Source organism: Parasulfitobacter algicola (genome assembly GCF_013315265.1).
Lineage (GTDB): Bacteria > Pseudomonadota > Alphaproteobacteria > Rhodobacterales > Rhodobacteraceae > Parasulfitobacter > Parasulfitobacter algicola.
The window spans coordinates 364,960-391,670 of the sequence record NZ_JABUFE010000003.1 but is presented as its reverse complement, the minus strand read 5'-3'; the positions used below and the strand labels follow the sequence as shown (position 1 = coordinate 391,670).

26 protein-coding genes and 1 tRNA gene are annotated in these 26,711 nt (G+C 53.0%); 14 read left to right on the top strand and 13 right to left on the bottom strand.

All coding sequences use genetic code 11. From position 1 onward, the window contains the following. Window positions 1-13 precede the first annotated feature (13 nt). From HRQ87_RS08030 to HRQ87_RS08010, 5 genes are all read left to right on the top strand, one after another. Window positions 14-727, top strand: coding sequence for a phosphate/phosphite/phosphonate ABC transporter substrate-binding protein (locus HRQ87_RS08030; RefSeq protein WP_246251876.1), 714 nt, complete (start codon window positions 14-16; stop codon window positions 725-727). 127 nt (window positions 728-854) lie between these two features. Then, a complete protein-coding gene (locus HRQ87_RS08025) occupies window positions 855-1,628 on the top strand; it encodes an ATP-binding cassette domain-containing protein (RefSeq protein WP_174137063.1) in 774 nt (257 codons plus the stop codon). 33 nt (window positions 1,629-1,661) lie between these two features. Next, window positions 1,662-2,396, top strand: a complete 735-nt coding sequence (locus tag HRQ87_RS08020) for a transporter substrate-binding domain-containing protein (protein WP_174137061.1) — start codon at window positions 1,662-1,664, stop codon at window positions 2,394-2,396. 45 nt (window positions 2,397-2,441) lie between these two features. Then, complete coding sequence (locus HRQ87_RS08015; protein ID WP_174137059.1) at window positions 2,442-3,323, top strand: ABC transporter permease; 882 nt, start codon at window positions 2,442-2,444, stop codon at window positions 3,321-3,323. Next, on the top strand, window positions 3,320-4,126 hold the full coding sequence (locus HRQ87_RS08010; protein WP_174137057.1) for an ABC transporter permease: 807 nt from the start codon (window positions 3,320-3,322) through the stop codon (window positions 4,124-4,126). Before HRQ87_RS08015 ends, HRQ87_RS08010 begins: the two co-directional genes overlap by 4 nt. A 6-nt stretch (window positions 4,127-4,132) precedes the next feature. On the opposite strand, the gene HRQ87_RS08005 is transcribed toward HRQ87_RS08010, so the two are convergent. Continuing rightward, a complete protein-coding gene (locus tag HRQ87_RS08005) occupies window positions 4,133-4,981 on the bottom strand; it encodes a hypothetical protein (protein WP_174137055.1) in 849 nt (282 codons plus the stop codon). A 260-nt stretch (window positions 4,982-5,241) separates the two neighbouring features. Here HRQ87_RS08005 and HRQ87_RS08000 point away from each other — a divergent pair, with 260 nt between their 5' ends. From HRQ87_RS08000 to HRQ87_RS07980, 5 genes are all read left to right on the top strand, one after another. Continuing rightward, window positions 5,242-6,534: a glutamine synthetase family protein gene (locus HRQ87_RS08000; RefSeq protein ID WP_343035185.1), complete on the top strand. Its 1,293-nt coding sequence runs from the start codon at window positions 5,242-5,244 to the stop codon at window positions 6,532-6,534. Window positions 6,535-6,594: 60 nt separating this feature from the next. Beyond that, window positions 6,595-7,284: a type 1 glutamine amidotransferase gene (locus HRQ87_RS07995; RefSeq protein ID WP_174137052.1), complete on the top strand. Its 690-nt coding sequence runs from the start codon at window positions 6,595-6,597 to the stop codon at window positions 7,282-7,284. After that, entirely contained in the window at window positions 7,284-8,639 is a 1,356-nt protein-coding gene (locus tag HRQ87_RS07990) for a glutamine synthetase family protein (protein WP_174137050.1), read from the top strand. Before HRQ87_RS07995 ends, HRQ87_RS07990 begins: the two co-directional genes overlap by 1 nt. Then, window positions 8,636-9,925 (top strand): NAD(P)/FAD-dependent oxidoreductase, encoded by a 1,290-nt coding sequence (locus tag HRQ87_RS07985; protein WP_174137048.1) that lies wholly within the window; start codon window positions 8,636-8,638, stop codon window positions 9,923-9,925. Before HRQ87_RS07990 ends, HRQ87_RS07985 begins: the two co-directional genes overlap by 4 nt. Before the next feature lie 83 nt (window positions 9,926-10,008). After that, on the top strand, window positions 10,009-11,016 hold the full coding sequence (locus tag HRQ87_RS07980) for a serine hydrolase domain-containing protein (RefSeq protein ID WP_174137045.1): 1,008 nt from the start codon (window positions 10,009-10,011) through the stop codon (window positions 11,014-11,016). 37 nt (window positions 11,017-11,053) lie between these two features. Here HRQ87_RS07980 and HRQ87_RS07975 read toward each other — a convergent pair whose 3' ends face one another. Both HRQ87_RS07975 and HRQ87_RS07970 read right to left on the bottom strand, forming a co-directional pair. After that, complete coding sequence (locus HRQ87_RS07975) at window positions 11,054-11,977, bottom strand: DoxX family membrane protein (protein WP_174137043.1); 924 nt, start codon at window positions 11,975-11,977, stop codon at window positions 11,054-11,056. 66 nt (window positions 11,978-12,043) lie between these two features. Beyond that, complete coding sequence (locus tag HRQ87_RS07970) at window positions 12,044-12,436, bottom strand: hypothetical protein (protein WP_174137040.1); 393 nt, start codon at window positions 12,434-12,436, stop codon at window positions 12,044-12,046. Window positions 12,437-12,544: 108 nt separating this feature from the next. Here HRQ87_RS07970 and HRQ87_RS07965 point away from each other — a divergent pair, with 108 nt between their 5' ends. Next, window positions 12,545-13,729, top strand: coding sequence for a DegT/DnrJ/EryC1/StrS family aminotransferase (locus HRQ87_RS07965; RefSeq protein WP_174137038.1), 1,185 nt, complete (start codon window positions 12,545-12,547; stop codon window positions 13,727-13,729). A 70-nt stretch (window positions 13,730-13,799) separates the two neighbouring features. On the opposite strand, the gene murD is transcribed toward HRQ87_RS07965, so the two are convergent. Genes murD through mraZ form a run of 8 tightly spaced genes read right to left on the bottom strand, consistent with a single transcriptional unit; the run spans window position 13,800 to window position 22,873 of the window. After that, a complete protein-coding gene (gene murD, locus HRQ87_RS07960) occupies window positions 13,800-15,203 on the bottom strand; it encodes a UDP-N-acetylmuramoyl-L-alanine--D-glutamate ligase (RefSeq protein WP_174137036.1) in 1,404 nt (467 codons plus the stop codon). 3 nt (window positions 15,204-15,206) lie between these two features. Continuing rightward, complete coding sequence (gene mraY, locus HRQ87_RS07955) at window positions 15,207-16,298, bottom strand: phospho-N-acetylmuramoyl-pentapeptide-transferase (protein ID WP_174137034.1); 1,092 nt, start codon at window positions 16,296-16,298, stop codon at window positions 15,207-15,209. Continuing rightward, complete coding sequence (locus tag HRQ87_RS07950) at window positions 16,299-17,741, bottom strand: UDP-N-acetylmuramoyl-tripeptide--D-alanyl-D-alanine ligase (RefSeq protein ID WP_174137032.1); 1,443 nt, start codon at window positions 17,739-17,741, stop codon at window positions 16,299-16,301. It lies immediately after the preceding gene. Then, window positions 17,738-19,231, bottom strand: coding sequence for a UDP-N-acetylmuramoyl-L-alanyl-D-glutamate--2,6-diaminopimelate ligase (locus HRQ87_RS07945; RefSeq protein ID WP_174137030.1), 1,494 nt, complete (start codon window positions 19,229-19,231; stop codon window positions 17,738-17,740). Before HRQ87_RS07945 ends, HRQ87_RS07950 begins: the two co-directional genes overlap by 4 nt. Before the next feature lie 14 nt (window positions 19,232-19,245). After that, window positions 19,246-21,030, bottom strand: coding sequence for a peptidoglycan D,D-transpeptidase FtsI family protein (locus tag HRQ87_RS07940; protein ID WP_174137027.1), 1,785 nt, complete (start codon window positions 21,028-21,030; stop codon window positions 19,246-19,248). Then, window positions 21,027-21,374: a cell division protein FtsL gene (gene ftsL, locus HRQ87_RS07935; RefSeq protein ID WP_174137026.1), complete on the bottom strand. Its 348-nt coding sequence runs from the start codon at window positions 21,372-21,374 to the stop codon at window positions 21,027-21,029. Before ftsL ends, HRQ87_RS07940 begins: the two co-directional genes overlap by 4 nt. Next, on the bottom strand, window positions 21,371-22,366 hold the full coding sequence (gene rsmH, locus HRQ87_RS07930; protein ID WP_174137024.1) for a 16S rRNA (cytosine(1402)-N(4))-methyltransferase RsmH: 996 nt from the start codon (window positions 22,364-22,366) through the stop codon (window positions 21,371-21,373). Before rsmH ends, ftsL begins: the two co-directional genes overlap by 4 nt. Window positions 22,367-22,369: 3 nt before the next feature. After that, on the bottom strand, window positions 22,370-22,873 hold the full coding sequence (mraZ, locus tag HRQ87_RS07925) for a division/cell wall cluster transcriptional repressor MraZ (protein ID WP_174137022.1): 504 nt from the start codon (window positions 22,871-22,873) through the stop codon (window positions 22,370-22,372). Window positions 22,874-23,599: 726 nt separating this feature from the next. On the opposite strand from mraZ, the gene HRQ87_RS07920 reads away from it, so the two are divergent. Further along, window positions 23,600-23,932: a DUF1801 domain-containing protein gene (locus tag HRQ87_RS07920; RefSeq protein ID WP_174137020.1), complete on the top strand. Its 333-nt coding sequence runs from the start codon at window positions 23,600-23,602 to the stop codon at window positions 23,930-23,932. A 163-nt stretch (window positions 23,933-24,095) separates the two neighbouring features. On the opposite strand, the gene HRQ87_RS07915 is transcribed toward HRQ87_RS07920, so the two are convergent. Continuing rightward, window positions 24,096-25,172, bottom strand: a complete 1,077-nt coding sequence (locus HRQ87_RS07915; RefSeq protein WP_174137018.1) for an Mrp/NBP35 family ATP-binding protein — start codon at window positions 25,170-25,172, stop codon at window positions 24,096-24,098. A gap of 218 nt (window positions 25,173-25,390) precedes the next feature. On the opposite strand from HRQ87_RS07915, the gene HRQ87_RS07910 reads away from it, so the two are divergent. Further along, complete coding sequence (locus HRQ87_RS07910; RefSeq protein ID WP_174137016.1) at window positions 25,391-25,606, top strand: DUF1127 domain-containing protein; 216 nt, start codon at window positions 25,391-25,393, stop codon at window positions 25,604-25,606. Between the two features lie 121 nt (window positions 25,607-25,727). On the opposite strand, the gene HRQ87_RS07905 is transcribed toward HRQ87_RS07910, so the two are convergent. After that, window positions 25,728-26,456, bottom strand: a complete 729-nt coding sequence (locus tag HRQ87_RS07905; protein ID WP_174137015.1) for a rhomboid family intramembrane serine protease — start codon at window positions 26,454-26,456, stop codon at window positions 25,728-25,730. Window positions 26,457-26,621: 165 nt separating this feature from the next. On the opposite strand from HRQ87_RS07905, the gene HRQ87_RS07900 reads away from it, so the two are divergent. After that, a tRNA-Leu gene (locus HRQ87_RS07900) sits at window positions 26,622-26,707 on the top strand. Window positions 26,708-26,711 lie beyond the last annotated feature (4 nt).

Genomic DNA, 26,711 nt, shown 5'->3' with positions numbered 1-26,711 from the left:
TGCCGGACTGCCCATGTACGACCGCCCGGAACTGCGCGGCGCACTAGACCGATTTTGGATATTCATTCGCGACAGCTTGTCTGAAAGGGGCATTGATGCACCCGGGGTCCTGTCACATGACATGCCACTTTGGGACTTATGGACATCCCCCGATTTGGTACTGGCGCAAACCTGTGGCTTTCCGTTTCGCGAAAAATTGCATGATCAGGTCACATTGGTCGGTACGCCCGACTATGATCTGCCGGATTGCCCGCCGGGGTATTACAACAGTGTGATTGTCGCGCATATCAACGACGACCGTACATTCGCAGAATTTGATGATGCCTGTCTGGCGGTCAATGATCCGATGTCGCAATCGGGTTGGGCCGCGCCACAACAGCTGGCCCAAAGCACAGGATTTGCGTTTGATCACACGTTTGACACAGGATCACATCGGGCGTCGATCACCGCCATTATCGAAGGCGACGCAGATCTGGCATCAATCGATGCGCAGACGTGGCGGATGATGACGCGGTGGGACGATGTGTCTGCACTGCAGGAAATCACCCGTACCCCGCCCACGCCAGGCCTGCCGCTGATCACCGCAAAAGAATCATACGCCGATCAAATCGCTGATGCCGTCAGATCGGCAATTAGCGCGCTGTCACCCGAGGACCGCGCGCTTTTATCTATCCGCGATCTGGTGGACATTCCTAAAAGCGAGTACTTATTGGTGAATACACCTTAACAGTGTGTTCAATTTAAGCAAATTTGACGGGTTTTTCCGCTTTTCGTTGCGTAACGCGCTATGTGAGCATTGCAATTAACGGAAAACTACGCCCTACTGTGAATTCAATCCAATAGCGAGATAACGAGTGGCAGAACACCCGGTTATAGAAATTCAAGACCTTCATAAGTGCTATGGCGAACTTGAAGTATTGAAAGGTGTCGATATCAAAGCCAAACGTGGCGATGTGGTGTCTTTGATCGGATCATCGGGATCTGGAAAATCAACGCTTTTGCGCTGTGTTAATCTGCTGGAAAACAGCCAGCAGGGCGAAGTTTTGTTTGAAGGTGAAGCGGTGCACTGGAAAGGCAGCGGTCTGTCGCGTCATCCCGCCAACCGCGCGCAAATGATCCGTATTCGTACCAATCTGTCGATGGTGTTTCAACAGTTCAATCTGTGGGCCCATATGACGATCTTGCAAAACGTGATGGAAGCGCCTGTCACCGTTCTGGGCCGAAACAAAGCCGAAGCTGAAGCAGCGGCGCGCCGCTATCTGGATAAAGTCGGGATCGGGGATAAATGCGACGTCTATCCGGCGCAACTGTCCGGGGGCCAGCAACAGCGCGCGGCGATTGCGCGCGCCCTTGCGATGGAACCCAAGGCGCTGTTGTTTGATGAACCCACATCGGCGCTGGACCCCGAACTGGAACAGGAAGTCATTCGTGTGATCAAGGCTTTGGCCGCCGAAGGGCGCACCATGCTGATCGTCACGCATGATATGAATTTGGCCCATGATGTCAGCGATCATGTGGTCTTTTTGCACCAAGGGCTGATCGAAGAAGAAGGCACACCAGAGGCTGTCTTTGATACCCCGCAATCCAATCGCCTGCAGCAATTTTTGTCTGCTGGCAAAGCTGCATAACCAAAAAACTGTAATCCAACTGGAGCCAACACAATGAAGAACCTTATTTTAACCACTGCCGCGCTTGCCCTGACCGCAAGCATGGCTTTTGCGGCCGGTCATGGCACAACGGTCCGTATGGGCAGCGAAGGCGCATACCCCCCCTATAATTTCTTGAATGACGCAGGCGAGCTGGATGGCTTTGAGCGTGAAGTGGGCGATGAGTTGTGCGTGCGCGCCGAACTGACTTGCGAATGGGTCACGAACGACTGGGATTCGATCATTCCAAACCTGGTGTCATCAAACTATGATACAATCATGGCCGGCATGTCGATCACAGACGAACGCAAACAAGTTATTGACTTCACACAAAACTATTATCCGCCTGCAGCCTCTGCCTATGTCGCGCTGAACGATGGCGTTGATATCAACAGCGGTGTGGTTGCTGCACAATCGACCACCGTTCAGGCGTCTCACGTTGCAGCCAGCGGCGCGACTGTTATGGAATTTGCAACACCCGAAGAAACCATCGCAGCCGTGCGTAACGGCGAAGCCGATGCTGTTTTCGCGGACAAGGATTTTCTGTCCCCTATCGTTGAAGAAAGCGGCGGGCAATTGGTTTTCGTCAGTGAAGACGTTCCACTGGGCGATGGTATCGGTGTGGGTGTTCGTCAATCTGACACAGAACTGAAAGCAAAACTTGACGCGGCCATCACGTCGATGAAAGAAGACGGTACGCTGAACGAACTGATCATCAAATGGTTTGGCGAAGACGCGGCCACATACTGATCAAAACGGTTGGGGCCTTGAACCAAAGGCCCCACCATAGCTATCATGTTTTCATTTTGTACTGACCCTTCAACCTTAGCGAACTTGCAGTGGATGGCGTGTTACCTGACCACAGGCAAACACATGGCCTTCTATGCAAGCTTCGGGACAGTGCTTTTGTTGCTGGCTGTGACGGCCCCGATTGCGCTGGGCTTCGGACTTCTTGGCGCCACAGCGGCGCGATCAGCATTTGTCCCCCTGCGCTGGATTGGCAAAGCCTATATCGCCGTCGTCCGCGGTGTACCCGATATCGCGATTTTTCTGTTTTGCGTCATTGCGTTGGATCAGGCTTTTGAATGGATCCGTCATCAGATTTTATGCCCGAACTGGGGTCAGCCCATTCGGCAGGGCAATGATTTTGTCGTCTGTGCGGCGGCCAAACTGCCGCTAAGCAGTGCGCCGCAATGGGTGCATGAAGGATACGGGTTTGCCACGGCCGTTTTAACATTTGCGATCGTGTTCGGCGCGTTTTCGGCCAATGTTCTGTTTGGTGCCATGCGGGCCGTTCCGGTGGCGCAACTGGAAACCGCAACCGCCTATGGGATGAGCGCGCGCCAAAGTTTCTGGCGCATTCTAATGCCGCAGATGTGGGTTTATGCGTTACCGGGATTAAGCAATCTGTGGATGGTGTTGATCAAATCGACACCGCTTTTGTTTCTGCTTGGGATCGAAGATATCGTTTACTGGGCGCGCGAATTGGGCGGCACCAAAACATCGCGGTTTACCGATTATCCCCATGGCGACTGGCGGCTGTGGTATTTCGCGGGGCTTTTGGTCTTTTACCTAGCCTTCACCAAACTGTCTGAAATTGTACTGGCCCGACTAACACGCAAGCTAAGCCACGGACAGGCCACGACTGGCGGTGACGCATTAAGGAACGCCGCATGAGCTGTTGGGATACCATTCAGGATTATGCATTTCGATCGCTTGGATACGGCGCAGACAGATTACCTCGCAGCGATTTTACGCTGTGCGAACAGATCACGCTGATCGGGTCAGGCATGATCTGGAATATCTATTTCGGATTGATGGCGCTGGTGTGTGGATTTTTCCTGGCCCTGCTGCTGGCGCTTGGCAAAGCATCGCGCCACTGGTGGCTGCGGTCACCCGCTAACACGTTCGTACTGATTTTTCGGGGATCGCCGCTGTTTATCCAGTTTTTCTTTGCCTATTACCTGTTTTTGAAATTCAAACAGGTGGGGTTTGGACCCGATTGGCTGACAAATGCCTGGGCGGGCGCATTGATCGTGTTGTTTTTGAACACCGCCGCTTATTCAGCCGAGATTTTCTATGGCGCGCTAATGGCCGTTCCGCGGGGCGAAACAGAAGCCGCGGATGCATATGGTCTGTCGGGCTGGAAACGGTTTCGGCGCGTTGTCTTGCCCACCACGTTACGGCTGGCATGGCCGGGCTATACCAATGAGGCAATCTTTTTGTTTCACGCCACAACGCTTGTATTTTTCTCGGGCTTTCCGGCACTGCAACAACGCGGTGATGCGCTGTATTATGCCAGCTATTTTGCGGATAAAACGTTTAATCCGTTTGTTCCCTATCCCATTCTGGCGGTCTATTTCATTCTGACCACACTGGCGATCATTGGTGTGTTCGGGTTGGTCAATGACCGCCTGAACCGCCATTTGCCGCAAGACAAGCGCGCCAAAATGCGGATCAGACCACAGATAATTCGGTAATCGGAGTTATTTTTCGCCCAAGATGTACTTCAGCCCAAACGTGAAATACTTGTGATCCTCAAGACGGCCCCCTAACGGCGCATTTGCAATTAATGAAAAAGAGAATTTATTTTGCACGAATTTCACATCTTGCACACCGATTGACATGTACCCGTAATCACTGGCGCTGTCATATCCGACACCGGCGCGATATTCGCCATTTTTGAATTTCAGACCCATCGGGAAAACCGCAAACCCTGAGGAGCTGTCGAATCTGATCGACGTAAATGCACCGATATCCGCCATGATGTAACGCGCATCCGCAGCAACATTTCCTGTTAACTTTGTATTACCTTCAGACCATTCATGATTGCCTTTTAGGGCAAAGTTGAACTGAAGTGATTGAGTGGTAATTTGGGTTCCAAAGCTGCCGTACGCGTTATACTTTTTACTTTTGTCATAAGAATTGCTGTAGGATATTCCAGTTTTCACACTTGGCTTGATATTTTTATTCCTGAAAATGGAAATGATTTCAGAACTGGTTTCTAGCTGGGTCTTATATGCGAGGTTGGTAACCTCGGCCGATAGGGCTAAGCTTGGTTTAGAAAGTGAAATGCGTTTGGTAACTGTATGGATCGGCTTGTCGATCTTGTTGTACCATGTTTCGATAAGCGGTCTTAACTTTCCAACGCGCGCAAGCTCGGCTGCGGCCTTAATAACACGATCATTCGGGCCGCTGTTCAAGAGCAAAACTACTATTGATGACAACGTCATACCTTTCAAAAGATCATGCCGCGCGTCCAACCATTCCAATACAATTTTGGCATTGGGATCCGTTTGATCATCAATAATCTTGCGAGCCATACTTTGAACCATATTGTTCATCCTTTTTCAAAAATTGATCTGGAACCAAAATACTAAAACCACGAACTTACAGCTTTTCGATACATTGCGCTGTCGGGAAGTATACACACAGGCAAAGCATCTTAATTTGAGGCATGCGTGATATAGAGGCCTTGTTTTATTTAAATTTTTAAAACATCACGATGCAAAGCCGGAAAATAAAAGTATTCATCCTGATATCAGGATACCGGGCAAGTCTGTAAGGTTCAATAATATAGGAATGTATATTTATCGTGACGGCGAATAACCACCAAAGCCTTCGCATTGCGGCTGTTGATTTGAACGGGCAATGGCGGGGCAAGCGTGTGCCGGGGGCCAAAGTGGGTGCGTCTGCACGGATGCCCTTTTCAGTACTGAATGTTGATATTTTCGGGCGCGATATTGAAGGCAGCCCCTTGGTTTTTGCAAGTGGGGATGCTGACGGTCTTTTGCAGCCCACTGATCGCGGGGCGGTCCCGATGCCATGGCTGGACGGTGATGCGCACCTGGTACCGCATTGGATGTTTGACGAAAGCGGTCAGGCATTTGCAGGCGATCCACGTCAGGCTTTAGCCCGTGTGCTAGATCGGTTTTCTGCCAAAGGCTGGCAGGTCATGGCTGCGACTGAAATCGAATTTCATTTGTTATCCAACGCGCAAGGTCCTATCGAAAATCCGGTCACAGGGCACGCGCTGGTCCATGACAATATCCTAAGCCTGAACGAACTGGATCAGTTTGAGCCGTTTTTCAACGACCTTTATGCCAGCTTCGCAGCAATGGGTATTCCTGCCCAAGCCGCCACATCCGAGGCAGGTCCAGGCCAGTTTGAGATTGACCTGACCCACCAGCCCGCGATGCGCGCTGCCGATGATGCCGCGCTGTTCAAGATGTTGGTTAAAGGTGTGGCACGCAATCATGACATGGCCGCGACCTTTATGGCCAAACCCATAACGGATGCGCCCGGCAATGGGATGCATGTGCATTTTTCCGTTCTGGACACAGATGGGCGCAATATTTTTGATGACGGAGGCAATCAGGGTACGGCTGTTTTGCGACATGCGATTGCGGGATGTCTGGCGGCGATGCCTGCGCAGACACTGTTTTTTGCACCGTTTGGCGCGTCGTTTGATCGACTGGTGCCGGGTGCACATGCGCCGACGGGGGCGGCTTGGGGCTTTGATAATCGGACGGTCGCGGTACGGGTTCCTGCCGGCCCACCCGCCGCACGCCGGATCGAACATCGCGTTGCGGGCGGGGATACGAACCCCTATCTGGTTCTGGCCGCCGTCCTGGGGGCAGCTTTACAGGGGATCGAAGCCGGTACGATGCCACCCGCCCCTGTGATCGGTGACGCCTATGATCTGAAATTACCGCAGTTGGCAGACAGTTGGGATCAGGCGATTGCCGCATTAGCTGATCCGATTTTGTTCGGCATCTTTCACACTGATTTGCTGGATAACCTGCGCCGCACCAAACAGCAGGAACTGCGCAGCTTTGCCGATATACCCCACGATAACTGGATGCCCCATCTGCTTGAAGTGCTTTAATCCCCCTTTCACTTGATGCAAACCTTGGATAGCGTCGTTTAAAATGGGCTGGGGTTCACGATGAAGATTGGTATTTTGCAATGCGGCCATACGCCGGATGAAATTGCGGCGCGTTATGGGGCTTTTTCGGTGCTGTTTGAACGGATGCTGGATGGTCACGGCTTTACATTTCAGACGTGGAATGTGGTTGACATGATCTTCCCGGATACGATCGATCAGGCGGACGGCTGGCTTTTGACCGGATCAAAGCACGGCGCCTACGAAAATCATGCGTTTATCCCCCTGTTGGAAGGGTTTATCCGCGATACTTATGCTGATGGGCGGCCGATGGTGGGCATTTGTTTTGGTCATCAGATCATCGCGCAAGCACTTGGCGGGCGGGTCGAAAAATTCAGCGGCGGATGGGCCGTGGGCCGACATGTTTACCATTTTGACGGGCGCGGCGATATGGCGGTGAACGCGCTGCATCAGGATCAGGTGATCCAGGTGCCACAAGGGGCCAAGGTCATTGCATCCAGCCCACATTGTGCCAATGCAGCACTGGTTTACGACAACCGTATCCTGACGGTACAGCCGCATCCGGAACTGACAAACTCGGTCATGAAGGACTATATCACCGCGCGACGCGGCACGGGCACATTTCCCGATGCACTGATGGATCAAGCGATGGCACTGACCGATGTGCCGCTGAATTCAGATCAGATGGCCACGGATCTGGCGCTGTTTTTAAAACGGGAAAGGGCGTTTTGATGGAAGATTGGATGGATCACGTGCCCGAGGCAACGCGCAACTATCTGGAAGGGCGCAGGCTGGACGAAGTAGAATGCATCATATCAGACCTGCCCGGCATCGCGCGCGGCAAAGCAATGCCTGCGTCAAAATTTGCACGCCAAACATCGTTTTTTCTGCCCAATTCGATCTTTTTTCAAACAATTACAGGCGGTTGGGGCGAAGCTGCGGGAACCACCGGATTTACTGAGCCGGATATGATCTTGCGCCCTGATTTCAGTACCGCGCGTGCGGCCCCCTGGACGGCGGATTGGACATTACAGGTGATCCACGACGCCTTTGACCAAAAAGGCGTGCCCATTTCAATGGCCCCGCGCAATGTGTTGAAACACGTTGTACAACTGTATGAAGAACAGGGCTGGACGCCCGTCGTGGCGCCTGAGATGGAATTCTTTCTGGTCGCCCGCAATCTGGACCCGGCCAATCCGGTGCATCCGATGATGGGTCGGTCCGGGCGTCCTGCGGCGGCGCGACAAGCCTATTCGATGAGTGCCGTGGATGAATATGGCCCCGTAATCGACGATATCTATGACTTTGCCGAAGCCCAGGGTTTTGAGATTGACGGGATTACCCAAGAAGGCGGCGCAGGTCAGGTTGAAATTAACCTGCGGCATGGACACCCCGTCAAACTGGCCGACGAAGTATTTTACTTTAAACGACTGATCCGTGAAGCAGCGTTGCGTCATGACTGCTATGCAACATTCATGGCCAAACCGATTGCTGGCGAACCGGGCAGCGCAATGCATATGCATCATTCGATCACAGATACCGATGGTCAGAATATCTTTTCAGGCCCGCAGGGGGGCGAAACCGATGCGTTTTTCCATTTTATCGGCGGATTGCAGACCCATTTGCCCAGTGTAATCGCCCTTTTGGCGCCATATGTGAACAGCTATCGGCGCTATGTGAAAGACCATGCAGCGCCCATTAACCTTGAATGGGGGCGCGACAATCGGACAACAGGCATCCGCATTCCGATATCAGAGCCAGAAAGCAGGCGGGTCGAAAACCGATTGGCGGGTATGGATTGCAACCCCTATCTGGGCATCGCGGCATCGCTTGCGTGCGGATATATGGGCTTGATGGATGAAACGCGCCCAGGAAAATCGCTGCGCGGCGAAGCCTATGACGGGGAAGAGGATATCCCGCGCGGTCTTTACGCAGCCCTTGATCTGTTTGACGCAAACCCCCGCCTGCATAATATTCTGGGTTCCGACTTTGCACGGGTTTATTCGATTGTGAAACGGGCGGAATATGATGAGTTTTTGCAGGTCATCAGCCCGTGGGAACGCGAGCATCTGCTGTTAAACGTATGAGTTTGCTGCACATCAATGATAAAGCCGGACAATACCCCGACAGCTGGTATGCGGCCACGACCGATGCCTTGGCCCCCTTTGATACGCTGAACGGCACGGCCGAGGCTGACCTGTGCATTGTCGGCGGTGGTTACACCGGACTGTCGGCGGCCTTGCATGCCGCGCAAGCGGGGCTGAAGGTTGTTCTATTGGAGGCGCAACGGGTGGGCTTTGGTGCGTCAGGGCGCAACGGTGGGCAGATCGGATCGGGTTTCAATAAAGACGTCGATTGGCTGGTGGACCGTATGGGCCGAGATGCGGCACATGATCTGTGGCGGCTAAGTGAAGAAGGCAAAGCCCTGATCCGCCGATTGATCGCGGATCACGCCCCGGCGGCACAATATCGGCCTGGCATTTTATATGCTGAATATCATGCGGGCGATGTCGCCGTGTCGCACTCGATGGCAGATCATCTGTCGTTTAACTATGACTATGGGCAAATGACCAAGATGGACAGCGACCAGATCGCGACGATGATCGGATCAGATGTTTTCAAGGGTGGTGTTCTGGACGAAGGCGCGGGCTATTGCCATCCATTGCGCTTAGCTTTGGGATTGGCGCGCGCTGCCGCTGAGGCTGGGGCGGTTTTATATGAACGGTCCGAAGTTCAAAGCGTTACCGCCGGAATGGTCAAAACGGCCAGCGGTCAGGTCAAGGCGCGACATATCTTGCTGGCCTGCAATGGCTATATGCCCGGGCTGAACCGCAAAGTCGCCGCACGCGTTATGCCGCTGAACAACTATATTGCCGTGACCGAACCGCTTGGCGATCGTACACCCATGATCCGACCAATTGCTGTCGCCGATGGGAAATCTGTCGTAAATTATTGGTGGCAGACCGATGACGGGCGATTGGTGTATGGCGGAGGGGAAAGCTATGGCAAACGGTTTCCCAAAAATATTCGCGCCAAGGTGCGCCGGAACTTGGCGCAAGTCTATCCCAGGCTGGCCGATGTGACGTTCAGCCATGCTTGGGGCGGCACATTGGCGGTCACAGCCACACGGCTGCCCCATCTTGCCGAAGTTATACCCGGGGTCTTTTCGGCCTCGGGCTATTCGGGGCACGGGGTGGCGTTATCGGTATTATGCGGCAAACTGGTGGTCGAAGCGGCGGGTGGCACGCGAGACCGGTTTGATCTAATGGCAAGCCTACCCACCCCAGCGCTGCCCGGCGGTTCGATCTTCGGGCCTGCGATTGCAAACCTTGGAATGATGGCATTTGGATTGCGGGATCGGTTGGGGATTTAGCCTGCTCACGAATTTCTGATTGGGCATTGTCGCGAAAACGAACACATTGACAGCAATGCGACCCAAAGAGTTTGATATACCCTATGTTCAATCGCCGTTCTTTTCTGACCTCGACCGCCAGTCTTAGCATTGCCCCCCATCTGCTTTGGGCACAGGCTGCCACGACGAAATGGGCACCTGCATTAAGCCTTGCGCGCGAATACGACCAGATTCACAGCCTTGTCGTTGCACAATCCGGCAAGATTACACTGGGCGAGGTCTTTCGCGGACCCGCATTAGATCGCCCTGTGAATGTCAAATCAGTTTCAAAAACGGTCGTGGCGGCCCTGACGGGTGCGGCATTGGACCGGGGCGAAATTACCGGCGTGGATCAAACACTTGGCCAAGTGATCCCCGATCTTATTCCCGCCACCGCCGATCCCCGCGTCCAGGATATTACGCTAGAACACCTGATCACGATGCAGGCTGGTCTGGCCCGTACGTCAGGCGCGAATTACGGGGATTGGGTATCCAGTCGCAATTGGGTCGCCTATGCATTAAACCGGGACATGGTTGGGCAGCCAGGAAAAGGTATGCTGTATTCAACAGGCAGTTTTCATGTGCTTGGTGCAGCACTGGCCAAAGCGTCGGGACAAAGCCTTTTGACACAGGCCCGCAGGCGGCTTGGTGACCCATTGGGGATTGAAATCCGCGCATGGTCGCGTGACCCGCAAGGCTATTACCTGGGTGGAAACGAGATGTCGCTGTCGCCGATGGCCATGATCCGCTTTGGCGAAATGTACCGTATGGACGGTCAATGGGACGGACAACAGGTGCTTAGCCCGGCTTGGGTTGAACAGTCCTTTGTACGTCGTACGCGGTCGCTGTTTTCTGGGCTTGGTTATGGCTATGGCTGGTTTTTGGGCCAGTCAAATGGGCATGATTTTGCCCTTGCGCGCGGTTATGGTGGGCAGATTATCTGCGTCGTTCCCGATCTTGAAATGACAATCGCCATCACATCCGATCCATACAGACCCGCCCGCAGTGGCGGATACTTCGGGGCACTGATGCGGCTGATCAACCAGATTGTTCCCATCGCTGAAATGGCCTGACCCCCTGGGCAACAAGTGTCGTCGCCCAAGGGCAAATTCATGATTTCATTGGGTTGCGGGCATATGTAAGCCATCCATCGCGCAAAGACTGCAACAATCCATGGGCTGTGAACAAACGCCCGCCCCCCGCGTAAGCAATGATGCCACTGCCCAACAACAATGCAATTTCACGCTTGATTGAATTGGCATATCCCAACACACTGCTCGCCACACCAAGCTTGGTGATCATGTACCAACCGATGACCGCAACAGCGGCTGCCGCAAACCACCATACACCGATACCGGCAATCAGACCAAAACCGATCATCAGCAAGATAATCGCAGGGGCACCAAAGGTCATCACCTTGTGAAATCCATGAAAAGCGCCACCAATCACAAAGATCAATGCCAGTGATATCCGCATCAAATAAGCCAGAGGATCCCAGTTGATGCCCCTTGCTACAGGCAACCCATAGGCCGCATCCACACTGCGTGCGCCCGATCCAAGATTATAAAGCACGGCAAAAAGACCCGATAATGCCACATCCCTGATCTGTACAAACAACGCAGGCGATGTATAGGTCGCCTCGGGCGGAATAAAACCTGGGGTTGTCACAACAGGCAATGAAAAGACAAAAGACCACAACAATGGCACCCAGATCAGGCAAAGCGGCCGAACCATCAGACCTGCCAAAAGCATGAGGCCCGAAATCAGTTCAAATGCCGATAAGACTGTCAGAAAACTCCAAGGTGTGATGAAGTCAGGAAAATTGCCAGAAAAGAGAAACGCCATAAAGGTTTCATTGATATACCCAAGGGCGCCAGTGTACTGATCCACGATGCCCTGGGCTTTTGAAGCCGTCAGAAGACGTTCAAGTTTGGCGATACCGCCGATGATAAAAACGCTCGCAAGACCCACACGAAGGGTCAGCGCAAGATACGCCTGAGTGTCCGCCTGAGACGGAGAAGAAAATTTGTACATTTTTATGTTCCTATTATCCAGAAAATTATGCAACTGCAAAGGGTTACAGCATACAAATGAATGGTTCTAGATTTGGAACAGCGTACGTGGAGGTGGTGGATCAGGCTGGTATCTGATGCTGGGAAAAACATCTGATTTTACCGTATGCTTTACGCTTAGGTTGTGCATTACCGGGATCAATTCCGCACTTTCAAGCAAAGGGCCCGCACAGATTTTTGCAAAACAAGCCGTACCCAAAGTGCTGCCAGGGCAACCTGGGCAGGACGGTACATCGCCTTGCGCGTCTTGCTGATGTGCATACCCTGCCAAGCCCGATGGGGGCGGAATTTGCAGAATATAAAATGCTGTAAAAAGCCAGATCAATGACATCAGCAATACGGTGATAAAGCCTTGTTTCAGCATCTGTCCTGTATCTTCAATATGCGTGATCAGACCGTGTTGAATTACCTGGGCAAACACAACTCAAAATTGCTTGTGGCGTCAGAATATCGCCGATGTGAAAATTTGTATAGCACTTTGGCTATGTTTAATTTATAATTTACGAAACTATTATTCGGAATATATGAAATGACTATCATACCAAATGTCTATGATGCCGAACCCATCCCTGATGCTGCACGGGCCGATATTGACCAACTGCTGAAAAGCGGTGATCTGTTTCGCTATACGTCAGCTTCGGCATCCCCTGTATCGCTATTAGAACAGGAATTCGCCACATTGATAGGCACAGATTATGCACTTGCGGTATCTTCTTGTTCGGCGGCCCTGTTTTTATCGCTTAAGGCTTTGGGCTTGCCCCGAGATGCACGTGTACTGATCCCTGCTTTCACGTTTGCAGCTGTGCCATCGGCCATTGTTCATGCCGATTGTATTCCTGTTTTGTGCGAGGTTGGCGAAAACTATCGCATTGACTTGAATGATTTTGAGGCAAAATTGACCGACGTTCAGGCCGTGATCATCAGCCACATGCGTGGGCATACATCGGATATGGATGCAATTATGGCGCTGTGTGATGCGCGCGATATTCCGGTAATCGAAGACGCCGCCCATTCCCTTGGCACCACATGGCACGGTCGCAACATCGGTACAATCGGGCGCATAGGTTGCTTTTCATTTCAGTCTTATAAACTGGTCAATGCCGGCGAAGGGGGAATTTTGATTACCAATGATCCTGACCTTGCCGCACAGGCCGTTATCATGTCTGGCGCATACGAACATAACTGGAAAAAGCATCCTGTTTTGCAGGAGGCGTTCGTCAAATGGCAAAACAAACTGCCGCTTTATAATTTGCGGCTGCAGAACCTGTCTGCAGCAGTGATCCGGCCTCAATTGGCAGAAATTCCGCGCCGTGTTCAGGATGGACGCGCCAATCATGATTATGTGGCCGCACGGCTGAACGTATCGCCTTGGTTGGCTGTGCCTGACAAACTTGCACCAGAAGAACGCGCGCCAGATTCGATCCAGTTCAATCTGGTTGGCATGAACGACACCCAGATCAAAGCCTTTGCCAAAGCGGCATTGGCAGGTGGTGTTAAAGTGCAGATTTTTGGTCAAAGCCAAGATAATGCCCGTGCCTTCTGGAACTGGCAATTTCTGAATGATCTGCCTGAGTTGCCGCAAACCCGCGCCATGCTGATGCGCGCCTGTGATGTAAGGCTACCTGCCCGGTTACAAAAATCAGATTTGGACTTTATTGCGAATGCCATCACAGCCGCAGCAGACCATGTGACATCGCTAAAGGCGGCCAGCTAAGGTCCGGGCTTTGATCAAAGCGAGATAATCGCGTGGCACCACGCGGGCCAAATGCGTTCGACCAGCGCGCTCAATTTTTCAGATTAGCTTGAACGCAGGTGATAAAATCATCGCCGCGTTTTTCAAAATTCGGGTATTGATCAAAAGATGCAGCAGCCGGTGCCAACAATACTGTATCGCCTGCAGATGCCTCAGCCGCAGCGGACGCAACCGCCCGGTCCATTGTTTCACAAATCTCATACGGCGTATCGCCAAGTTGCAACGCAAAATCCCGCGCAGAATGGCCAATCAGATAGGCCTTTTCGACATTCACAAGATGCAAGGCCAGACTTTCGATACCGCCCTCTTTGCCAAGCCCGCCAGCGATCCAACGAATATTCTTGAATGCTTGCAAGGCCTTGGCGGCGCTATCCACATTCGTAGCTTTGCTGTCATTCACAAAGCGCACACCGTCTTTTTCTGCAATAACCTGACTGCGATGGGGAAGCCCCTTGAAGCTGCGCAATGCCCCTTCGATTTGCTTGGGGCCAACCCCAATCGCACGGCAGGCCGCATAGGCGGCGCAAGCGTTTTGGTGATTGTGCGACCCGGGAAGCCCCACAATTTCACGCAGATCAATTGATGCCAATTGACGATCCTTGCGCGTTTCCGCCAAAAACCCCTTGCGCGCGAAGACATTCCAGCCCGCGCCTTTCAGCTTATGCTCAACCGATACGCGGATCACCCGGTCATCGCTAAGGGTATAGACCATTTGGTTGGCCAGATACTGGCCCTCGGGCTCATCTATTCCGATCACAGCGCGATCCGGCCCACCTTCGGCGAACAAGCGACGCTTGGCGGCAAAATACCCCCCCATCCCAGCATGACGATCCAGATGATCGGGGCTAAGATTGGTGAAAACAGCCACATCCGGCGTCAACGCACGCGCCAGGTCGGTTTGATAAGAACTCAGCTCCAGCACCACCACTTCGCCGTCATGGGCAGGATCGATATCCAAAACACCGCGTCCGATGTTACCGGCCAGTTGCGTGGGGCGCCCGGCTTCGGCCAGAATATGATGGATCAGGGCCGCGGTCGTGGATTTTCCGTTCGATCCGGTCACAGCAATGATACGCGGGGTGACATCGAAATTATCCCAGTCCTGCGTGGCAAAAGACCTGAAAAATAGCCCGATATCATTATCAACCGGCACGCCTGCGGCCCAGGCAGCCGCGATAATTTTGTTAGGTTCGGGGTACAGGTGCGGAATACCAGGGGATACGATCAGTGCTGCCACATCATCCCATGCATTTGCGCGGGTCAGATCGTACAGGATCATGCCCTGCCCTTCTGCCGCCTCACGCGCCTCGGCGCTGTCATCCCAGACCAGCGCGGTCGCACCCCCTGCCTGCAAGGCCCGCGCTGTCGCCAAACCTGATCGGCCAAGCCCCAACACAGCAACACTGCGCCCCCGATATCCTTGAACAGGGATCATGGGTTAACGCACTTTCAACGTCGCTAAGCCGATCATCGCCAGGATAACTGCAATGATCCAAAAGCGGATCACGATTTGCGGTTCGGTCCAGCCTTTCTTTTCATAGTGATGATGGATCGGTGCCATCAGAAAGACGCGTTTGCCGGTGCGTTTAAAGTACAGAACCTGAATGATCACGCTTAATGCTTCGACCACGAACAAGCCACCAACGATGGCCAGAACGATCTCGTGCTTTGTTGCGACAGCGATCGCGCCAAGGGCACCGCCCAGGGCCAGTGATCCAGTGTCGCCCATAAAGACCGCCGCGGGTGGCGCGTTATACCACAAAAAACCCAGACCCGCCCCGAAAAGGGCCGAACAAAAGATCAGAATTTCGCCCGTTCCGGGCACATAATGCACATCCAGATATTCGCTGAAATCCACACGACCCACGGCATAGGCAATCACGCCCAGCGCCCCTGCGGCAATCATGACAGGCATAATGGCCAGCCCGTCCAGACCATCGGTCAGGTTTACAGCATTGGCTGATCCAACGATGACAATCATCGCAAAAGGAATAAACAGATATCCAAGGTTCAAAAGCGTGTCTTTAAACACCGGCAATGCCAATTGGTTTGTCAGCGCATCCGGATGATTTACAGCTGCAAGATAGGCTGCAATCGCGGCAATGATAAAGCCAAGCAAAAGGCGCAGTTTACCCGACACACCGGCCGTATTTTGCTTGGACACTTTCGCATAATCATCCGCAAATCCAATTACCGCAAAACAGATCGTTACAAACAGAACGATCCAGACATATGGGGGGTTTTCAGCATCCATACGCGCCCAAAGCAAGGTCGAGGTTAAAAGCGCCCCTACAATCAACAGCCCACCCATTGTCGGTGTTCCAGCTTTGACAAAGTGCCCTTCGGGGCCATCATCGCGGATCGGTTGACCCCTGCCCTGGCGCTTACGCAGAACATTGATCAGCGGCCGACCAAACAGAAAACAGAAGATCAGGGATGTTAGAAACGCACCGCCAGCGCGAAAAGTGATATATTGAAAAAGATTAAAAAAATCGCCACCGTCTGACAGGCCGGTTAACCAATAAAGCATTTAATCTGTCCCTCGGGGTTTATTGTTTTTGGAGCGGCCAAGTTTACGAAGCGCATCAACCACGCGGCTGACTTGACTACCTTTTGAGCCTTTGACCAGCACCACATCCCCCGGATCCACCAGACTATGGGCTTTTTCCGCAAGCTCTGTGGCGGTTTCGACCCAGTTACCGCGTTTTTCTGATGGCAATGCCTGCCAAAGATGCTGCATCCGTGGCCCGACACAATGAATGCGATGGATGGCAGGCAGCGACGGATCATCGGCAATGGCGCGATGCAGTTTCATTTCGTCTTCGCCCAGTTCCAGCATATCGCCCAAAATGGCAATGCGGCGGCCCTTAGCGACGCGGCCCACATTATCAATGGGTATTGCTGCGGCCAGAACCTCAAGTGCTGCTGTGATGGATGTGGGATTTGCGTTATAGGCGTCATCGATCAGATCAACCACAGCATCATCATCAATGTCATCCAGAACCAGCCGTTCGCGACGACCGCGCCCCGCCGGGGGCTGCCATGTGGTGATATCCAAGGCCGCCCGCGCGATATCCGCCCCAAGCGCCTGAACCGCTGCCAGAACAGCAACCGCATTCATCGCAAAGTGACGCCCTGCTGACGACAGTTTGAAAACTAAAGGTTCGCCGTGGATTTCGACCTGTATTACAGTGGCATCGCCCGTCATTTTGATGGTGTTCAGCCGAAAATCCGCACCCATGTGACCGAACAGGATCTGCTTGGCCTCGCGCTTGGCGGCTTTGGATTGCAGGATGCTGGCGGTATCGATATCGGCGTTCAGGATGGCCGTACCACCGGGCACCAACCCGTCGATGATGGCCGCTTTTTCGCGCGAAATCCCTTCGATACTGTCGAACGCTTCAAGATGTGCAGCGGCAACCGTCGTGATCAGGGCCACGTGCGGGCGCGTCATACGTGACAGCGGACCAATTTCGCCCGGATGGTTCATGCCAATCTCGATCACGGCATATTTTGTGTCAACGGGCATACGCGCCAAGGTCAGCGGCACGCCCCAATGATTGTTATAACTGGCCTCGGCCGCATGGGTCATACCTTGGGCTGATAGCACATCGCGCAACATTTCCTTGGTCGATGTTTTACCAACAGATCCCGTGATGCCGACGACACCGGCAGAGGTACGGTCGCGGGCTGCGATACCAAGGGCCGTCAGCCCATCCAGCACATTATCCACGATTAACAGGGGTGCGTCATCCGATACGGCATCGGGTCTGTGACTGACCAATGCGGCTGCAGCCCCTTTTTCCAGCGCTTGGGCAACAAAATCGTGACCATCACGGATGTCTTTCAAGGCAACAAACAGATCACCCGGTTGCAAGGTGCGAGTGTCAATAGATACGCCCGTTGCGGTCCAGTCGTGGGTGCTTTGCCCGCCCGTCGCGGCCTGTGCATCGGCGGATGTCCAAAGGGTCATGGGATTGCTCCGTCCAATGCGGCAACAGCGACACTGGCCTGTTCAGCGTCGTCAAAGGGAAAGATATCATCGCCAATGGTCTGACCAGTTTCATGACCCTTACCTGCGATAAGCAGCGTGTCACCGGGACCAAGTGCATCAACGGCGCGCAAAATCGCTTCTGTGCGGTCGCCCACTTCGGTCGCGTCCGGGGCCCCCATTATAACGGCCTGTCGGATGATGGCAGGATCTTCGCTGCGGGGATTGTCATCGGTGACGAAAACCACATCTGCGTTTTCCGCCGCCGCCTGCCCCATCAGTGGGCGCTTGGTCGGATCACGGTCGCCCCCCGCACCAATCACAACGATCAGCCGACCCATGACATGGGGGCGCATAGCCTTGAGCGCGGTGGCAACCGCATCGGGCGTATGGGCATAATCCACGAAAACGGCGGCGCCATTTTTACGCGTTGCGGCCAACTGCATCCGTCCGCGCACAGTGACCAGATGTGGCAAAGTGTCGAAAACTGCAGCCGGGTCACTGCCAGTTGCAATGACAAGGCCCGCGGCCAACAGAACGTTTTCGGCCTGAAAACCACCAATCAGGTTCAGGCGTTTATGAAAGGATTTGCCTTTCCAATCGAACAGCAGATCCTGCCCAGTGCTGTCAAAACGCTGATTGCGCAAATACAGATCAGCGGCATCCTTGCGCCCAACTGTCAACAGCTTTTGCCCTCGGCTTTCAGCAATATCGGCCATGTCACGGCCTTTGGGATCATCGATATTAATCACTGCGGTTCCATCATCAGGCAAAATGCGGGTAAAAAGCGCAGCCTTGGCATCAAAATAGGCGTCGAAGGTATGATGATAATCCAAATGATCCTGACTGAAGTTGGTGAATCCTGCGGCCATCAAATGCACGCCATCCATGCGGCGCTGGTCCAATCCGTGCGACGATGCCTCCATCGCGGCATGGGTTACACCCGCCTGAGCTGCCCCATATAAGGCGTTATGCAGAGTGATCGGATCCGGTGTGGTATGCGCCAAAGGTGCGGTCCAAGCGCCTTCGACCCCGGTAGTACCCAAGTTGACAGCTGTCAACTCCATCTCGATCCAAATCTGACGGGTAAAGCTGGCCACAGAGGTTTTGCCGTTCGTGCCCGTGACAGCAACCATCGTGCCGGGCTGGCGACCGAACCAAAGGGCAGATGCATAAGCCAGAGTTTCGCGCGCATCTTCGGCAATGATCAAGGCAACATCAGAGCCCGCCAAAACATCTGCTGCAATGCGCGCACCTTCAGGATCGGTCAGGATCGCAGCTGCGTCCATGCGCAGGGCATATTGAATGAAGTCCCCACCGTGAACACGCGTCCCGGGCAAAGCTGCAAACAGCATCCCCGGCTTTACGTCGCGGCTGTCCACGGTCAACCCGGTGATCTGCGCCTCGCGCCCGGCTTGAGCGGTCAGCCCTAAGGCTGAAAGTGATTTGGTTTCGATCCCTGCTGCGCCCATGTCCACCGTCCGCCTTAATTTGCGGTCAGTGATACACTGGTTACGCCACCGGGTTCAATGTGTGGTCTTAGACCCAGCAACGGGGCCGTGCGGCGAATGATTTCAGCGGCGACTGGGACTGCTGTCCAACCCGCCGTACGCCTGGGTTCTTCGCCTGATGTTTCAACGGGTTCATCCAGCGTAACGACCAATACGTATTTGGGGTCATAATGGGGAAAAACGCTGGCGAATGTGGCAATGACACGGTCCTCATAATAGCCTGCAGCGTTGGTCAGCGGCTTGTCGGCAGTACCAGTTTTACCTGCCACAAAGTATCCCGGCACTTCGGCAAAACTGGCCGATCCGTCGGTGACCACTTTGCGCAACATCTCACGTGCCTGTATTGAGGTGCGTTCTGATACGATCCTGTCACCATTTTGCGGACCATCCTGTTTGATCAACGTGGGCGTGATGCGTGTGCCACCATTCAAAAGCGACGCGTAAGCCCCGGCCAGATGCAGCGGACTGGTCGAAATGCCATGGCCATAAGATATTGTCATCACTGACAATTCTGACCAATTGCGCGGATAAAGCGGGTTGACACCATGGGCTTCGACCATCTCGAACGGTAGTGGTTTCATCAGGTGAAGATGATCCAAAAATGCTTTTTGTCTGTCCGCTCCGATCTCAAGCGCGATGCGGGCAGTGCCGACGTTTGACGATTTTGCAATCACATCCGTTACGGACAATTTCGGGCCGTAATTGCGAAAATCATTGATCGTAAAGCGGCCCCATTTCATCGGCGCTTTGGTGTCCATGATGGTGTCGGGTGTGACTAGACCCAAATCAAGCGCCTGTGCTGCAGTAAAGATTTTGAAGGTCGAGCCAAGCTCATAAACCCCCTGTACTGCGCGATTGAAAAGCGGGCTGTCTGATTGATCGCCTTCGGTCAGTGGTCGTGGCCGATCATTGGGATCAAAATCCGGCAGGCTGGTCAGGGCGATCACTTCACCTGTGTGGATATCCATTAGAATCGCCGCCGCCCCTTTGGCGTTCATCAGACGCATGCCACCGGCCAGCACCTCTTCGGTTGCGGCCTGAATGGTCAAATCCAGTGACAATTGCAGCGGCGCACCGCCATTGGCCGGATCACGCAGATATCTGTCAAACTGCTTTTCCACGCCAGCGATGCCAATCACTTCGGCCGAAGATACGCCTTCGCGGCCAAAACTGGCCCCACCCAACACATGCGACGCGATGGCGCCATTCGGATAAAGCCGCATTTCGCGTGGCCCGAACTGAAGGCCGGGGTCACCAATATCGTGGACGGCCTGTTTCTGTTCAGGGCTGATCCGCCGCTTGATCCAAATAAACTTGCGACTGCCCGAGAATTGTTCAAGCAGTTTGGTTTCATTCAGGTCTGGAAAGATAGCCACCAGTTTTTGCGCGGCTTCGGCTTTGTCGATCATCACAGGTGGCTGCGCATAAAGCGAATATGTCTGCAGATTGGTCGCCAAGATGCGGTCATGACGATCCACAATATCGTTGCGTTGATTGATGATGGATGCCGCAGATGCTGATGCGCGCGGTTCAACCGGATCACTTGCGGCCAGCACAGCCATACGGATGCTAACCGACATAAAGGCGCATAGGAAAAATATCCCCAAAACCAACAAACGACCTTCGGCGCGTGTGCGGGCGCGGTCACGCATATCTTCATGCCGCAGACGCACGTTTTCGCGTTCAATCGCATCCGGGTTTTCGCCATGTTCGCGGGCTTGCAAAACGCGGGTCAAGGGGCGCAAGGGCGTTCTGATCATTGCGGGGCCTCTTGCGTGGCAAAGATTTCAACTTCGTTTGTCAGGGCAATCTGCGGATCATCGGGGAATTCGATCTGATCTACTTGGCCGAATTGTTCAGGTGATAATGGCAAAAGCCCCAGACTATCAAAATTCAGATCCGCCAGATCGCGCAAACGATCCGGACGATTAAGATACGCCCATTCGGCCCGAAGCACCGAAAGGCGTTCACGCGATTCCGCGATGGCATTGTTCAGGGTGCGCACTTCGGCCAAGGCTTGTTGGGTTTTATAGTTTTCGTGATAGGCCCAAAAGGCCAGCCCCATAACCGCCAGCGCTGATGTGATGAACAAAAAGGTTTTCATGCCTTACCCCCATTCAGACGCGGCATTCCGATGTCACCCGCATCGACCTGACCTGCGGGTGCATCCGTGCGAATGGCCACGCGCAGCTTGGCCGATCGGGACCTTGGGTTTTCAGCCAATTCCTGATCATCGGCACCAATCGCCTTGCGTGACTTCAGCTTGAAGGGCGCAGGTGTTTCTTCGATTTCAGGCGCATAGCGATTGGCGCGCCCCTGACTTCCAGACCGCAGTTGCAGGAACCGTTTGACCATGCGATCTTCGATGGAATGAAAGCTGACAACAGCCAGCTTGCCCCCAGGCTTTAAAACACGCTCAGCCGCCATAAGCCCCTGATAAAGTTCTTCGTACTCCGTGTTCACAGCAATGCGGATCGCCTGAAAGGACCGTGTGGCCGGATGGCTTTGACCCGGTTTTGACCGCGGCAGGCAACCTTCGATGATCTTTGCCAGTTCCAGCGTGGTGCTGATAGCCGCCTGACTGCGCGCTTTGACAATAGCCCGTGCGATCCGGCGCGATGCCCGTTCTTCGCCGAACAGATACAGGATATTTGCGATCTCGGTCTCGTCTGCGGTGTTCACGATGTCCGCAGCCGTTGGTCCCGTTGTGCCCATACGCATATCAAGGGGGCCGTCTTTCATGAATGAAAATCCGCGCTCGGCCTGATCCAGCTGCATAGAACTGACACCAAGATCCAAAACGACCCCGTCCAGATCATCGCCATATGCATCCATTTGTGAAAATGTGCCTTCGACCAATCGCAGACGATCACCGTACGCATCGGCCCATGGTTTCGCCATATTGAACACACTTGGGTCACGATCCACGGCAATCACCTGATCCGCGCCCGCGTCCAAAAGCGCGCGGGTATAGCCACCGGCCCCGAATGTGCCGTCCAACCATATACCGGAAATGGGCGCGACTGCGGCCAGAAGCGGACGCAAAAGAACCGGGATATGGGGGGCATCCGCAGGGATCTGCGCTGCTGCCGCCATGCCTCAGTCCCCTCTCTTTTGATCCAGAAGGATAAGCGGATCGAAGTCATCGGATTGTTCATCCAGCCACGCTTCGGTATCGACCTTTTCTTCGGCCTCATATGTATCAGGGTTCCAGATCTGGAAATGATCACCGGCGGAGATAAAAAACGCCTCGGACGTAAGGCCGATTTTTTCACGCTGTTTGATGGGCAGAACCAGCCGCCCGTCGCGATCAATTTCAATGGTCAGCGATGGCCCAAGCATGGTTTGTGTCAGGATTTTACGTTCCATCGACCCACGGGGCAGCGACATAATCTCGTCTTCGATTTCGTAAAAGGCTTCCATTGTATAGCAATCCAACCGCTTTTTGCGATGATCGCCGTATACGATGACAAGCTGGGGCTGGCGGCCTTCGACCCATTCAGGATCACCGGTCTGCAGAACACGGCGAAACAGGGCTGGGATAGACACCCTGCCCTTACTGTCCACCTTGTGGTGGCTTTCGCCTCTGAACCTGCGAACCACTGTCCTGCGGCCCCTTCTGCTTGCCCCCAAAATTTCATGATCCGGTAAGGAAAACGGCGGATTGAGCTGCTGCCACTGCCCAATCCGCCGTATGGTCCCTCGCGGGAAGTCCGATTGCGCGCGCCACCTGGGGGGATGTCTGCTCGCTCGCGCGTCGGCCCTTATTTTGATGAAAGCGGGTGCCTGTATGAAACCTGACTGGTGCTCTTATACGGGGTTCTTTGTCGCCCCTTATCCCGTCCTCATCTTGTGAGAACAGTGATGACATGGGTTTCCACACTAATCAACAAAAAAATGGGAAAACATGGGAACTAATGGGCTTAGTCGCTATTTAGAGATTAACAAAAAGCTAAAATCTAGGAAATTTTTAGCTTAATTTGTGCTTTTTACATAAATTGATACTATATATAGATTATCCCGCGAAATCCCATAAATGCGATTTTTTTTGCTTACGTTTAAGAATTTAGCCCGCAGTTGAGGGAATAGAAATAGAAATTATTGATAATTTAGTACTTTTGGATGTTCGATTCGAAAGAATCGGAGTCATCTCCCGTGAATTCCCATTACTGCACAAGCGCGGAAATTACATGATCGGATATCAAGGTTAAGCGGTTTGCAATCCGCTTAAGACCGTTTTTTTTTGGGTAATGGCAGACGTTACTGACATAAAGGTGTCAGCAGCGGCGCGTTAAGCAAGATTGGATCAACACCAAATTCGGATAAACCATGACACAGTTCAATAAAGATATGGCATCGCCTTACCGCAGCTTGTTTCAAGAGGTGCGAACCTTTCTACTGGCAACGAAAGGCATTGTTGAAAACCAAAAACCCCGAATTACGACCTTCTCGGATCCAAATGGCGGCATATGCCACCTTAGAACAATGCCACACGGTATTGATATCGGCTTTCTTAAAGGTTCACGAATGGAAGACACTTTTGAACGTTTGACTGGCAAAGGAAAAGCAATCCGCGTGCTATCTTTGTCCGATTTCGATCCCAACCTTGTTGGATATTATCTTGATCAAGCAATCCGACTGAATCACCAACCAGAAACCTGACAAGTTAATTACGACTCGTCGTTGATTACCATTAATCGGATCGCTGACCTTTATGCATGGCATCACGGTCAACGAAAGCATGATAAATACAAGGCAGATATGACGGTGTGTTCAAAGTGAAACAAACGCGTTTAACGGCATCCTATCATTTGCGGACTATTCCCTAAGCCATGCCCCCCGCCACCAAACGCGCGGCCAGTTGGGCATAGGCGTTGGCTTCGGGGCTATCACCTACTGCAATCGGAGTGCCCGCATCTCCCGCGAGACGTACGTCCAGATGAAGCGGCAACGCGCCCAAGAAAGGCACGCCGATGCGCTTGGCTTCTTCCGCAACGCCGCCATGACCGAACAAGTGCGCCTCGTGACCGCATTCGGGGCATATATAAGAAGACATGTTTTCGATCAGCCCCAGCACCGGCGTTTTCAGCGTGTTGAACATATCCAGAGCCTTGCGGGCATCCAAAAGCGCCACATCCTGCGGGGTGCTAACAACAATCGCGCCGGTTAGCTGCGTTTTCTGACACAGGGTCAACTGCACATCACCGGTTCCGGGCGGCAGATCGACAATCAGAACATCCAACTTGCCCCATTCGACCTGACCTAGCATCTGTTGCAATGCGCCCATCAACATCGGGCCGCGCCAAACGACAGCTTTCTTTTCATCCACCATCAACCCAATCGACATCATCGTCACGCCGTGGGCCTGCAATGGGATGATGGTTTTGCCATCGGGCGATGCGGGGCGCTTGTTCACCCCCATCATGCGCGGCTGCGAAGGACCGTATATATCAGCGTCTAACAAACCGACCTTGCGCCCCTGCTTGGCCAGTGCCACAGCCAGGTTAGAAGACACCGTCGATTTGCCCACCCCCCCCTTGCCAGACCCGATTGCAAGGATTCGATCCACACCAGACACGGCCATAGGTCCGGCCTGCGGTTTCGGATGCTGCCCAATTTTCAGGCTAGGTGGCGGTGTTTTGGGCGCGGCAGCAGGACCATGTGCCGTCAATACAACAGATACACTGGTCACACCGGCCAAATCCCGCACAGTTTCTTCGGCTTTTTGCCGGATATTTTCCAATGATGCGGCAATTTCGGGGCTTGGCGCTTCGATCACAAAGGTTACAGCACCACCCGTAACAGACAACGCGCGGACCATATCACGCGAAGTCAAGCTGCCCCCATCTGGTAGCGCTATCTGCCCAAGCGCCTGTAAAACAAGGTCCTTCGTCGCCATCATCCTATCCCCGTTATTCGTTGTCTTTTAGATGTCATGTTTTGAAAGAAGAACAAGCCCCAAATGTGATGATGAAATCTTGGGCACGGTGGTAGAAAAACAGGCTGCTGCGCATTGCATTTTCTGCATAGCAGCATTGTTCAAGAAACTATTGTGCAACTGCAGCAAATGCCTATTTCTAAGATCAACGCAGCAACATGTAATTAAGAAGTAGAAAAGTTATGGCACATACGAGTGAAATGAATACCGCACACAGCGGTCTGTTTGAAAACCTGAAAACTGTCGTTTCTGGCCTGCAGGCAAGGCATGCCCGCTATCGCCAGTATCGCGCAACTGTGAATGAATTAAGATCCTTGTCGGATCGCGAATTGAGTGATCTTGGCCTGCATCGGTCGATCATTTTTGATGTCGCACGACACGCGGTCTACGACCAGTAAACGAATTCGCATTCAGGAAGTCCTCTCCTCCTCCCTGGGCTTTCTGTAAATCTGCGGTGGCACCTCTCCTCCTCCCTGGTGTCACCGCTTTTTTTTTGCCTTTTTTTCCAGTGATAATCTTTTAGCGATATTTGAAATAAGAATATTGCGCTTCGGGGTGTTGTGGATGCCCTTGGGTCCGGCGCCAAAATTGCAGACCACCGCGATAAAGCCATATCGGAATGACACAGATCATGCCCGTCACAAACCCGCCGACATGCGCCCAATAGGCAACGCCACCTGAATTCACGACGGCAAATAATGCCAATCCATTCGCCAACTGCAAGCCGAACCATAGTCCCAGCATCAACCACGCAGGTATCGGTACAATGCGGATGATGATGACCAGAATAATCAATATATCCACGCGCGCCTTTGGAAACAAAAGCAGATAGCCGCCCATTACGCCTGCAATGGCGCCAGACGCACCCACTGTCGGCACCATAGATGCTGGATCAGCCAAAACATGAATCATTCCAGCCGCAACGCCGCAAAACAGGTAAAAAACAAGAAAACCAAAGTGGCCAAATTCTTCTTCAAGATTATCACCAAAGATGTACAAAAACAGCATATTTCCAGCCAAATGCAATATGCCACCATGCAGGAAAATTGATGTGAAAATCGTGTATATATTTTCTTGATTGTTGATAAACATCGGCACCATCGCCCAGTCAAACCACACTTGGTTCAGTGCCATCGGATCATCCAAAAACCGCCAGTAGCTTGCGAAAATAATGATATTCAGCGCCATCAGAATATAGGTCACAAAGGGTATTTTTTCAGACGGATTGTGATCGCGGATTGGAAACATGGGGCGACCTTTGCTGAAGGCCAGGTGTGGGTCAACCACAAGTCGCCACGCATCTTATGACAATTTTCTTGAAACGAAGGATTGCAGAAAAAATATTTGCAACATATCAGTCGCGGGCGCAGTTTGACTTTACTTTGCTTTTTGGCACGTATTGTCTGGTGCGGGGCCCGCGTGGTGGAATGGTAGACACAGGGGACTTAAAATCCCCAGGCAGAAATGCCGTGCCGGTTCGAATCCGGCCGCGGGTACCACAAA